Source organism: Arachidicoccus sp. (assembly GCF_050436765.1).
Classification (GTDB): domain Bacteria; phylum Bacteroidota; class Bacteroidia; order Chitinophagales; family Chitinophagaceae; genus Arachidicoccus.
On the sequence record NZ_JBNQGD010000144.1, the window covers coordinates 1 to 11888 of the forward strand.

Below are 11888 nucleotides of genomic sequence, written 5' to 3' on the forward strand. Positions count from 1 at the left end.
TACCAAATCAATCACCTGCTTACTCCCCTTTACGCCACTTACATTACTACCAAAAGATTTTCCATACGTAATTGAGTCTAAGAGATATCTAATTGTGCTTGTTGCATTTTCTCCATCTAAAATTACTTGATAGGGCTGCTTTTCATTGCTTGTAAGCAGCTTATTCAATTCTTTTAAGGAAAACACGCTATCGCTTGCCTGTGCATTTACAATCATCGAAACAGCGTCAAAAGCAATAACTGAAAAACGCGGCCGGTGACCTAACTTACTATTATAATACTCACTTTCTGGTTCATTAAGCCCCCTTGCTACTATAATCATGTTTGAACTGTCCTTCTCAAAGTCTCTAAAACAATCTGCCTCCGGCTCATATTTTACGATAATATGCGCCTGAGGGAAAGAGGATTCAAAAACCATAATTTGTTGGCTGATGATGGGCTGAAAAGACTCATCTACAAAAAGCCTTAACGTACCTTGCTGTGGATTGGCTTCCAGATCTTTTTTTCCATTCCCATTATTGTTGCATGCACAAAAACTACAAAGAGCGAGGCTAAAAATAAGTAGAAATTTGGTTGCATGAAAGAAAATCCCGTTTTTTTGTTTATTATAAAATAGCATTTTTATTTATTTAACACCTTTTTTTAACTTTTAATACTCATGTTTAATACCGCGATAAAGCCTAAACCCTCCGTATAAGACACAAAGGCTTCCAAAAATATTTAAAATTAAAGGGTCTTTGCTTTCCATTAAACCTTGCAAAAGATGAAAATGTTTGCCAAAGAACATTAAAAAACCAATACCCAAAATAATGAGTGCCATTACAATGTCTTTGACTGCGCGCATAGAACGGTAACGCTTGCGTTGTTGTTTTCTGAACTCTTCATTTATAGCCATAAAAAACGTTTATATCTTTATAGATGCAAAAAAGATCTTTTTAACCAAAAGCAAAAGCGAAAATTTTATAAAATCTTCTCTAAACTTTCTTTAGCAGCTGCAATTGTTTTGTCCAAATCCTCATAAGACAGCGCATTATTTAAAAACCAACTCTCAAAAGCCGATGGAGGTAAATATACACCACGCACTAACATTTCATGAAAAAACTTTTTAAACAAATCTGTATTCGTTGTAGCGGCTGTTTCGAAATCTACTACTTCATTTTTTGTGAAAAAAACACTAAGCATACTGCCATATTGATTAATGATAGCATCTACTCCTGCAGTGTTGAAAACCGCCGCTAACCCATCCTTTAAGTAAATGGTTTTGGCGGCTAATTCGTCATAAATATGGGCATTATTTTTCAATTCTTTTAAAAGGGTCAGCCCGGCAACTACTGCCAAGGGATTTCCGCTTAGTGTGCCCGCTTGATATACATTGCCTAATGGCGCAATATGTTCCATTATTTCTTTTTTGCCGCCAAAAGCGCCGACGGGTAAACCTGCACCAATTACTTTTCCATAAGTAACTAAATCAGCATTGATGCCCAGCTTTTGTTGTGCGCCTCCTTGGGCAAGTCTAAAACCGGTCATTACTTCGTCGAAAACAAGGAGGATATGCTCCTTATCGCATATTTTACGCAGACCCTCCAAAAAACCAGGTTCAGGCAAAATGCAACCCATGTTTCCCGCAACGGGTTCAACAATAATTGCTGCAATTTCATTTTTGTTTGTTGCAACTAAATTATTTACCGCATCCAAATTGTTATAAGGGGCAGTAAGTGTGTCTTTTGCTACTCCTTCGGTTACGCCTGGTACATTTTGGATTCCAAAAGTGGCAACACCGCTTCCTGCTTTTACTAAAAACATATCCGCATGGCCATGATAACAACCTTCAAATTTGATAAATTTATTTCGACCTGTATATCCTCTGGCTAAACGAATGGCAGACATACAAGCCTCTGTTCCGCTATTGACCAGTCTTATAAGGTCTATATTGGGCGTCATGCTTTTAATCAATTCTGCAATCTCAATTTCGAGTTTAGTGGGTGCACCAAAAGAAGTGGAATCTTCAGCCTTTAGTTGAATGGCGGCTATTACCGGTTCAAATGCGTGGCCCAATATCATCGGTCCCCAGGAAGCAATAAAGTCTATGTATTGATTGTTATCTTCATCGTATAAATATGCGCCCTTGGCTTTTTTAATAAAAATGGGATTGCCTCCGACGCTTTTAAATGCGCGAACAGGTGAGTTGACGCCCCCGGGAATACTTTGTTGGGCGCGTTCAAATAATGTTTTGCTTGAAGTATATTCGTACATATCTATCCTAAAATATTTTGTGGTTAAAGGTAGTAAGATTAAGTAAGTAGCCTAAATTAGATCAGAATATTTTAAAGGTTGTTTATGGTTTTTTCTATTCTGCGGTCGGGAATTAACCAGATTGCCGCAACAAGAATATAGATACAACCAGCAACCCAAATGTGCCAAAAAGTGCTGGCAATCCCTATGGCGTAGCCGGTAGGAGATATTATTTCTTTAAATCGATGACCTTCAATAGCCTTTGCTATAACGGAATCCTTGCCATTGACGGCTAGTAGTTTGACTTCCAAAATCCACCAGGCAACACCAGCCATTAACAATACAAAGCCATATAAGGCCATCGTTGCAGGAGCAAAATGGTTTTCCCCTGTCCACCCGGTAGCAAATGGAAGTAGTGATAACCAAAATAACAAATGAAGATTTGCCCACAAAATACTTCCTGAAACTTTTTTAGAGGACTGCAGTAAGTGGTGATGATTATTCCAATAGATACCCACATAAATAAAACTCAGTACATAACTGAAAAATACAGGTATCAAAGATTTGAGTGCAGTAAAATCTTGTCCATGTGGCACTTTAATTTCCAGTACCATTATGGTAATAATAATGGCGAAAACTCCGTCGCTAAAGGCCTCTAAAAGATTTTTATTCATGGAGGAAAAGGTTACATCAATAAAAGGATACTTAATGGAAGTAAAAATAAGCAAATTGTTCTGGTAATAACAGCGTAGCTGTTTGGTGAAAACCAGATTTTTAGATAAAAATGTAAGGGTCGTCCCGCGTACCAGCACAGGGAAGATAGACGCTTGAGTAAATAGAGATAGTCGGCTTTAATGAAGGCTTGGAATCAGGACAAGGATAAGTTTGCTTTTATTCTTCATTCAGAAGCTTGTCTAATAGGTTTTCGAGGCTACTAAGTTTTTGATGGGTTTCTTGTTGCTCGATCATAAAAGAACCAGATTTGTTTTGCTCAGTAGCAAACCAAAGTAATGCCATCGAAATATAATCCTGCATATCTTTTCCGGCAAAATTTAGTTTAAATTCTGAAATCTTGTCGTTTACAAGTTTTACCGTTTTGCGTACAATTTCTTCATCGGTTTTTTTAACTTTCAACCGATAGGTTCTGTCACCGAGCAAAACTTGTATAACGATTAATTCTGCCATAAATAATCTAAGCGTCTAATAGAGCTAAACAGGTTTCAATATCTTTTAAATAACCATCAATTCGACGTTGTAGTACTTTTTTTTCTTCTATGTTCCAATGTTGTACGCCCACTTTTAGTGCATCGTTTTGTTGCTCTAATGCTTTAATTGAAAGATTGGTCTTCGCTAATTGAGTTTGTGTATTTTCTAATTCACTCTTTAGCTTTTGGTTTTCATTTTGCAAGCGTTCATAGCGCCGCAACAATTGCTGCAACTTTTCCTCTAGTCCTTGAAGTGGCGTTTGCTCCATAAAAAAAGTAAAAAAGTAAAAGTAAAAAATCAGAATCTCTAAGTATAACTATTTTCTAATTTCTGCATTGAGTTCTTTTTCAAAACCTTGAATAAGTTTATTGATCATAGAGTCGATTTCCTTGTCAGTCAAAGTCTTTTGTTCGTCTAAAAAGGTGAAATTTATAGCGAGCGATTTTTTATTATCACCTAATTTTTCGCTTTCAAAAATATCGAATAGACGTGTTTCTTTCAGTAAACTTAAATTAGATTTTTTAATGACTGCATGGATATTTTCAAATATTATTGATTTATCTACCACCATCGCCAAATCCCGTTGTACTGAAGGAAAGCGGGAAACTTCCTTATATAATATTGTTTCTTTTTCTTTTAATGCAACTAATGCTTGAAAATCTATATCAACAAAATAAACAGAAGATTTTATATCAAACTTTTCTCTGGCCCCTTTGCTTACTTCAATTACCTTGCCTAAATATTTTTTATTTACGGAAAAAGAAATACCGCCTTCATTTTCAAGTGTTACAAATTTAATATTCGAAAATCCGCAAAGTGTTATAATGCTTTGCGCCAAGCCCTTAGCACGGAAAAAATCATATTGTTTTGCTTTTTCCTTCCATTCGTCTTCATGGTTTTTGCCGGTAATATATAAAGCTAAATGCTCTTCTTCAAAATATTTGCCCGGACCGGAAGTTTTGTATGTTTTACCAAATTCAAAAAATTGAAGATTGGTGTTTTTTCTATTTAAATTGTAGGCAAGACATTCCAAACCGGTTTCTAACATAGATGGGCGCATTAAATCTAAATCAGCACTAAGACTATTCATCATTTTTACCGATGAAGCCAATACTTCTTCGGAATAATATTTACTATTGGTAATAGAGTTGGTCATTATTTCGTTGAACCCCTGCCCCACCAGGAATCCGGCTATCTTTTCGTGGGTATCTTCTTTTAGACTCAACATATCTATAGAAGGTGTAATGTGGATAGATGTCGGAATGTCAATATTATCCAAGCCGTCTATTCGTAAAATTTCTTCAACAATATCGGCGGGCAGGGAAATATCGGGTTTACTAAGCGGTACAGCAACCCATACTTCGTCAGGTGTTTCCTTTATTTTTTCAAAACCCAAGGCTTCCAAGACATTCATAATGGCATCGTGGTGATAGTTTTTGCCACTTAATTTCTTTAGATAATGATATTTTAAAGCAACCTGCACTCTCTCTTTTGGCAAAGGATAGACATCAACGATATCTGAACTGATTTCTCCACCAGCAATTTCTTTTATCAATAATGCGGCACGTTTGAGCGCATATAATGTACTGGAAATATCTACACCCTTTTCAAAACGAGCGGCTGCATCTGTACGTAAACCATGGCGCATAGAAGTTTTGCGAATGGTGGAAGGATGGAAATAAGCACTCTCTAGAAAAATGCTTTTCGTGTTATCGTTAATACCACTTTTTAATCCGCCATAAACGCCAGCAATACACATGGCTTCTTTTGTATTACAAATAACTAAGTCATTTGCTGAGAGTTTTACTTCTTTGTTATCTAGGGTAATAAAAGGGGTTCCCTCGGGTAAATTTTTTACAACGATTGAATTGCCCGAAATCTTTGCTGCGTCAAAGGCATGAAGCGGTTGGCCGGTTTCATGCAACACAAAATTTGTAATATCTACAATATTGTTGATGGGTCTTAAGCCAATTGATTTTAATTTATTTTGTAGCCAATCCGGAGAGGCAGTCACTGTAATGTTGCTGATGGAAATTCCTGTATAGCGTGGAGCTGCCTCTGTGTTTTCAACAGAAACGTTAAATGGTAAATGGTTATTATCAGCTTTAAACCCATTTATTGAAGGGGTCTTATATTTGAAGTTGCCATTGTTATGACGGGTAAGATAAGCGCAGACATCACGCGCTACGCCCATATGGCTCATTGCGTCCATTCGGTTGGGGGTAAGACCTATTTCGTAAGTATAGTCCTCATACACTGAAAAATATTTAGAGGCTGGTGTACCCACTTTTACCTCTTTAGGTAAAATCATAATACCTGCATGGCTTTCGCCCAAACCTAATTCATCTTCGGCACAGAGCATGCCAAAGCTTTCTTCTCCGCGTATTTTCGCTATTTTCATGGTAAGTGGTTCACCGGAAGATGGAAAAATAGTGGTGCCTGCGGTTGCCACAATTACTTTTTGTCCGACTGCAACATTGGGCGCGCCGCAAACAATTTTAAGCGGGTCGCCACTACCAATATTTACGGTGGTTAATTTAAGTTTATCTGCATTGGGATGTTGTTCACAAGAGAGTACTTCTCCAACTACCAGGCCGTTTAGTCCACCTTTTACACTTTGATATTTTTCCATGCTTTCCACCTCTAAACCAATAGAAGTAAGAATTCTAGAGAGTTTTTCCGGGTCTATTTTCTCCGGAAGATATTCGCTTAACCAGTTGTAAGAAATTGTCATTAAAGTTGTCTTTAAAAAAATTGACGGAAGCACCGACAAAAAATGAACTGCAAATCTACATTATAAATTAATAATGGAGCAGTAGATGTTTTGCTTCTTATCAGGATTCTGTACCGTTTGTCAATCTATGTTTATAGGGATATTTTCTTTTGCTTATATTTATGGCAGAAAAGTACAATAAATCTCTTTCGAGTTCAGGTGTTTTTTATTTCTGTAGTTGAATAGAAAATAGCTGACAATAATTATTAAAAACAAAATTTTTAAGGATGAAAAAGTGTATCCTTCTCTTCGCAAGCTTACTGTTGCTTGCGCTTAACTTGGTGGTAGGACAAAATTTGTATATGCCGCGAAATATCGAAAAAGCAGTAGAAAAGGGTTCTCGCTCTTTGGATGGAAATCCAGGCAAAAATTATTGGCAGAATAAAGGCGTTTATGATATCAATGTGATGGTTTCACCCGAAACCAAGCTCGTTACAGGGGAAGAAACGATAAACTACACGAATAATAGTCCGGATACTTTGAAGATGCTTGCGATAAGGTTTGTCAATAATTTACATAAACCCGAAGCGCCAAGATCAGGGTATGTCAGCGCCGATTTCTTAGATTCCGGGCTCACGATTACTTCTTTCTGGGTGAATGATTTACAATATAATATAGATGCGAAAAACTGGGGGACCGTTGGAGCTGTAAGGCTAAAGACGCCGATACTTCCGCACAGTTCAGCCAGTTTGAAGATTAATTGGAATTACCCTTTGTCAAAACAGAGTGGTCGGGAAGGGCAGATTGATTCCACTACTTTCTACTGCGCCTATTCTTATCCGCGCGTGTCTGTTTATGACGATTATAATGGATGGGACATGCTGCCTCATTCCGACAGGCAGGAATTTTACAACGATTTCAATGATTACAGGCTGAATGTTAAAGTGCCTAAAGATTATGTGGTATGGGCAACCGGAAATCTTTTAAATCCGGATGAAGTGCTGCAACCTGCGATAGCTCAGCGACTGAAAGACTCTTATAGTTCAGACAGTGTATTGCATATTGCTACACTGGACGAAATGCAACAGAAAAAGGTAACAAGACAATATAGTTGGAATATATGGAAATTTGAAGCAAATGATATTACCGATGTTTGTTTTGCGACAAGTAATCATTATGTATGGGATGGCGCAAGTACAGTCGTAGATGTTAAGACAGGAAGACGTACGAGTATGCAAGCGGCTTATAATGAGGCTTCAGAAGACTTTCACCACTCCGTAACATTTGGTCAAAACGCATTGAGATATTTCTCCACTCAGTACCCTGGCGTTCCTTTTCCTTTTCCCAAGATGACCGCGTTTCAGGGTTTTGCAGATATGGAATATCCCATGATGGTCAATGACTCTCATGTAGATGACCTGCCATTTGCGCAAATGTTACAAGACCATGAAATGGCACACTCTTATTTCCCTTTTTATATGGGTATCAATGAAACACGCTATGCATATATGGATGAAGGCTGGGCCACCACCTTTGAGTATTTGATTGGTCAGCAGGAATATGGCAAAGCACATGCAGATGCTGAATACAAAGCGTTTAGGGTAAGGCATTGGATTGGTGACCCATCAACTGAAGAAGACCAACCCATCATTAGCATGTCAACGCAAGTAAGTGGCGCAGGGTATGGTAATAATTCCTATGTAAAGGCATCATTGAGCTATTTAGCGTTAAAAGATATGTTAGGTGATGTTTTATTCAAAAAAGCCTTACATCATTATATGGATGTTTGGCACGGCAAGCACCCCATCCCTTGGGATTATTTTAATGCCATGAGCGCTGGTGCAGGAGAAAACCTGAATTGGTTTTTTCAAAATTGGTTTTTTACCAATAATTACATTGATTTAAAAATAAAGGGAGTTAAAAAGCAAAATGGTGCTTATATGGTAGATATAAAAAATGTGGGAGGTTTTGCCATTCCCTTTGATATAGTAATGACCTATACAGATGGGCAAACTGCCAGAATACACAAAACCCCGTCTATCTGGAAAAATAATGAGCGAGAACAGCAGATAAAAATTCCCTCTGAACAAGCCATTCAGTCTATTCGCTTAGACGGAGATATCTTTATGGACTATACACCAGAAGACAACGAGTGGAAAGTGAAATAGAGAGAATCTTTTATTCGAAAAATTTACGAACCGTAAGCATTTGTTTCCGGTTTTTTATTAAAATTTATAGGCCTGTGGTGGCTAATCTACCTTGATTAACCTGCAATTTTTGAAAAGGATAATACAGTTATTTACTATTTTTTTGAATAAAAGCCGTCAGGATAGCAAACAAAAAACAACCGTTCGTTTTTTTACGAAAAGATAAAATTTTAAAATTTGGATTATCTCGGAACGGTTGCTATCACTTGTTTTACAAAACATTAAATAAAAATAACATTATTTATTTGGTAAATATTAACTTAAAAAATGTGAAAAAAAATAACTGAAAGTGTTAATTATTTTAAAAGAAGAACTATTTTCACATCATCATTTTGAGTTTAGATGCTTCATTTTCAAGGTATAATTAGTTATTTATCAAATTTAATCACTACGAAGAACTAACAAATGTTTATGCTCGAAAAACTAAACAAAAAGTGATGAAATGACAAACTATTATTAATTAATAATTAAAGAAAGTACATGAGACAAAAATTATTACTACTGTTCTGTTTTGGACTGTTTCTTTTTGCTGGGAAAGCCTTCTCTCAAGAAGTTTCTATAAGAGGAACCGTAAAAAATGAAATGGGAGAACCTATCTCGTCAGCCTCCGTGAAAGTTAAAGGCACAAATGTTGGTACATTAACAGATGGTGACGGTGTTTTTACAATTGAAGCCGCTAGAGGTAAAACACTTGAAATCTCTTTTGTAGGATATGAAACAAAAGATGTCCCTGCGAGAAATGGAATTGAAATTATATTACAAACAAGTAAAAATGATTTAAAAGAGGTCGTTGTTACCGCTCTTGGGATGAAACGAGAAAAAAAGGCACTTGGGTATTCTGTTCAAGAGATCAGCGGAGATAAGGTAAATCAAGGATCAAATCCAAATTTTGCGACTGCATTAGAAGGAAAAGTTGCGGGCGTGGAAATAAGGCCATCTAGTGGTCTTCCCGGCGCCTCCGCCCAAATTTTTATTAGAGGCGCCCGTTTTTTCTCTGATAACAATTCACCTCTGTATGTGGTTGATGGAATGCCAATTAGTAGTAATTCAGATTATGCTGTCGGGGGGAACGGCGTGACAGGTACCGATTATTCTGGTAGATCTCTTGACATAGACCCCAATGATATTGCTAGTGTCAGTATCTTGGAGGGTCAGGCAGCTTCTGCACTTTATGGAACAAGAGCTTCAAATGGCGTAATTATGATTACTACAAAAAGAGGGGAGGGCTTAAAAGGAGGAAAACCTCAAGTCAGTTTTTCGACCAATTGGCAAATGGATCAAGTTTCACGATATCCAGATTTGCAAGATCAGTATGCGCAAGGAAGTAACGGTGTTTTTAGTCAAACTGCTTCTACTTCCTGGGGACCGCTTATCTCAAGTTTGCCGAATGATCCAAAATATGGAGGAAATGTTCCTAATAAATATAATAATAACAATCCAACCAGTGAAACTAATGGGAAATATTGGAACATAAATAAGGGAATGTGGGTTTTGCCACAGGCATATGATAATGTAAAAGATTTCTTTCAAAATGGACTGACAGCGAGCAATAATGTAAGTGTTTCCCAAGGTGGGGAGTTAGGTAATTATTATATAGGCGCTGGTTCAACTAATCAAAAAGGAATAATGCCTTCGTCAAAACTTAACAGATACAATTTTAAGTTTTCTGGAGATTTTAATGTGTCTTCAAAGGTAAAGATTGGAGCAAATGCAAATTATGTTTCGACTGATATTAACAAAATACCTAGTGGAAATAATAGTTATTTATTTGAAGTATATGGAGCACCTCCTAGTTACGATTTAAAAGGAACACCAATTAGTGTAGAGGGAAATCCATATCAACAAATTCAATATAGAGGAGGTACATTTGATAATCCCTATTGGGGGACTAAATATAATTTGTTTAGCGAACTTACTCGGAGAGTTTATGGAAATGCTTACGTAATGTATACCCCAGTAAAATCGTTAAGTATAAAATATCAAGCTGGCATCGATCAATACTCAACAGACAGAGAAGAACTAAATGAGTATGGTTCTGGTGGATCCACTGGTAGTATTACAAACGGAGGCTTGACAAATAGAACATTTAATTCTTTGTTGAATATTAACTACGATAAAAAAATAAATAGCATTTGGCATATAAATGCTTTACTGGGTTCCGAAATAAATGATAGTTATCAAAGATATATTTCCGAAACAGGAAGTGGTTTCGTGATACCTGGTTTTGATAACATAAGCAATGCAAGTACTCAGACGGCTTCCGAAGCAGTATATAAAAATAGGACCTTTGGTGTTTATGCACAAGCCGGAGCAGATTGGACTAGCATGGTTTTCTTAAATTTAACAGGTAGAAATGATTTAGTGTCGTCGATGCCAAATGGAAATAGGTCTTTCTTTTATCCTTCAGCCTCATTATCTTGGGTGTTTAGTGAATTAAATGGGCTTAAAGGAAAAGGCTTTTTTGGAAAAATTAGAGCTTCTTATGCACAAGTTGGGGCACCAGGGTCATATATTCCACCAGTCTATGTTAAGCATACTTCCGGAAGTGGGTTTCTTCAATACACTGATATTGAATTTCCATTCAATGGTGTAATAGGATTTGCTCCAAGCTCGACATTATACGATCCGAACTTGAAACCTCAAAATACAAACTCATATGAATTAGGAACAAATCTGAGCTTCTTTAACAATAGAGTCGGGATAGATTATACTTATACATCTCAAGACACGAAGGATCAAATATTTGCGGTGCCTCTAGCGGGTTCAACGGGATATTCATCAATAGAAAAAAATGCTGGTGAAATGAGTAGTAAAGTGCATGAAGCAAGTCTTCGCATTACCCCGATTAAATCAAAAAATTTCCAATGGGATATTAATGCGAATTTCACAAAAGTCGTAAATAAAGTAGTGTCTCTAGCCCCAGGAGTTAATAATATATATCTGGGTGGATTTGTCGATCCTCAAGTACGTGCAGCTATTGGATATACTTATCCTTCTATTTATGGTACGACTTATCTCAGAAACGATAAAGGTGAAATTGAAATTGATGATGACAAGAATAGTTCGACTTATGGTATGCCTTTAACGGGTGAAGACGGAGTAATTGGATCTGTAACGCCTAAGTTTATCCTGGGAATAAATAATGCATTACGTTATAAATCTATTAAATTAAGTTTTTTAGTAGATTGGAAGAACGGAGGTCAGATTTATTCTGGAGCAAATAGATTAATTAATCTTTATGGCACCTCTCAAAAAACTGCAAATAGGGGAACAGAGACCTTAATTATAAAGGGTGTTAAAGCTTCGACAGTTACTAATGGCTCTGGAGGAGATGCTAATGATATTGTAATTAGTGGCGCAAATAATTTCCAAACATTATATAGTAATGTGTTAGGAAATATTTCGGAAGCGAATGTATATGGATCTTCTTTTGTAAAACTTCGGGCCGTTTGACTGTCTTATGATTTGTCTGAAGCTTTTTGTGAGAGGACACATTTTATAAAGAGTGCCTCGTTGTGTTTTTGGGCTAGG

At 36.8% G+C, this 11888-nt stretch carries 9 protein-coding genes; 2 read left to right on the forward strand and 7 right to left on the reverse strand.

Annotated features, from left to right (window positions below):
• From ACQR30_RS06070 to pheT, 7 genes are all read right to left on the reverse strand, one after another.
• Positions 1–618: substrate-binding domain-containing protein (locus tag ACQR30_RS06070; RefSeq protein WP_429732733.1), on the reverse strand; the 618-nt coding region annotated here is incomplete at its 3' end.
• A 30-nt stretch (positions 619–648) separates the two neighbouring features.
• Positions 649–894, reverse strand: coding sequence for a hypothetical protein (locus tag ACQR30_RS06075; RefSeq protein ID WP_429732736.1), 246 nt, complete (start codon positions 892–894; stop codon positions 649–651).
• Positions 895–959: 65 nt separating this feature from the next.
• Positions 960–2252, reverse strand: a complete 1293-nt coding sequence (gene hemL, locus ACQR30_RS06080) for a glutamate-1-semialdehyde 2,1-aminomutase (protein WP_429732739.1) — start codon at positions 2250–2252, stop codon at positions 960–962.
• A 71-nt stretch (positions 2253–2323) separates the two neighbouring features.
• Positions 2324–2905, reverse strand: coding sequence for a TMEM175 family protein (locus ACQR30_RS06085; protein WP_429732741.1), 582 nt, complete (start codon positions 2903–2905; stop codon positions 2324–2326).
• A 217-nt stretch (positions 2906–3122) separates the two neighbouring features.
• Positions 3123–3416 carry a cell division protein ZapA gene (locus tag ACQR30_RS06090; RefSeq protein ID WP_429732743.1) on the reverse strand — a complete coding sequence of 98 codons (294 nt, stop codon included), beginning with the start codon at positions 3414–3416 and terminating at the stop codon, positions 3123–3125.
• A gap of 7 nt (positions 3417–3423) precedes the next feature.
• Positions 3424–3705 carry a hypothetical protein gene (locus ACQR30_RS06095; protein ID WP_429732745.1) on the reverse strand — a complete coding sequence of 94 codons (282 nt, stop codon included), beginning with the start codon at positions 3703–3705 and terminating at the stop codon, positions 3424–3426.
• 48 nt (positions 3706–3753) lie between these two features.
• Complete coding sequence (pheT, locus tag ACQR30_RS06100; RefSeq protein WP_429732748.1) at positions 3754–6171, reverse strand: phenylalanine--tRNA ligase subunit beta; 2418 nt, start codon at positions 6169–6171, stop codon at positions 3754–3756.
• A 341-nt stretch (positions 6172–6512) separates the two neighbouring features.
• Between pheT and ACQR30_RS06105 the strand changes: the two genes are divergently transcribed.
• A complete protein-coding gene (locus ACQR30_RS06105; protein WP_429732751.1) occupies positions 6513–8318 on the forward strand; it encodes a M1 family metallopeptidase in 1806 nt (601 codons plus the stop codon).
• Positions 8319–8837: 519 nt separating this feature from the next.
• Positions 8838–11810, forward strand: coding sequence for a SusC/RagA family TonB-linked outer membrane protein (locus ACQR30_RS06110; protein WP_429732754.1), 2973 nt, complete (start codon positions 8838–8840; stop codon positions 11808–11810).
• Positions 11811–11888 lie beyond the last annotated feature (78 nt).

Coding starts and splice junctions, on each gene's coding strand:
- ACQR30_RS06095 (WP_429732745.1), bottom strand. CDS start 3,705: ATGGAGCAAACGCCACTTCAAGGACTAGAGGAAAAGTTGCAGCAATTG.
- ACQR30_RS06090 (WP_429732743.1), bottom strand. CDS start 3,416: ATGGCAGAATTAATCGTTATACAAGTTTTGCTCGGTGACAGAACCTAT.
- ACQR30_RS06110 (WP_429732754.1), top strand. CDS start 8,838: ATGAGACAAAAATTATTACTACTGTTCTGTTTTGGACTGTTTCTTTTT.
- hemL (WP_429732739.1), bottom strand. CDS start 2,252: ATGTACGAATATACTTCAAGCAAAACATTATTTGAACGCGCCCAACAA.
- ACQR30_RS06085 (WP_429732741.1), bottom strand. CDS start 2,905: ATGAATAAAAATCTTTTAGAGGCCTTTAGCGACGGAGTTTTCGCCATT.
- ACQR30_RS06075 (WP_429732736.1), bottom strand. CDS start 894: ATGGCTATAAATGAAGAGTTCAGAAAACAACAACGCAAGCGTTACCGT.
- pheT (WP_429732748.1), bottom strand. CDS start 6,171: ATGACAATTTCTTACAACTGGTTAAGCGAATATCTTCCGGAGAAAATA.
- ACQR30_RS06105 (WP_429732751.1), top strand. CDS start 6,513: ATGCCGCGAAATATCGAAAAAGCAGTAGAAAAGGGTTCTCGCTCTTTG.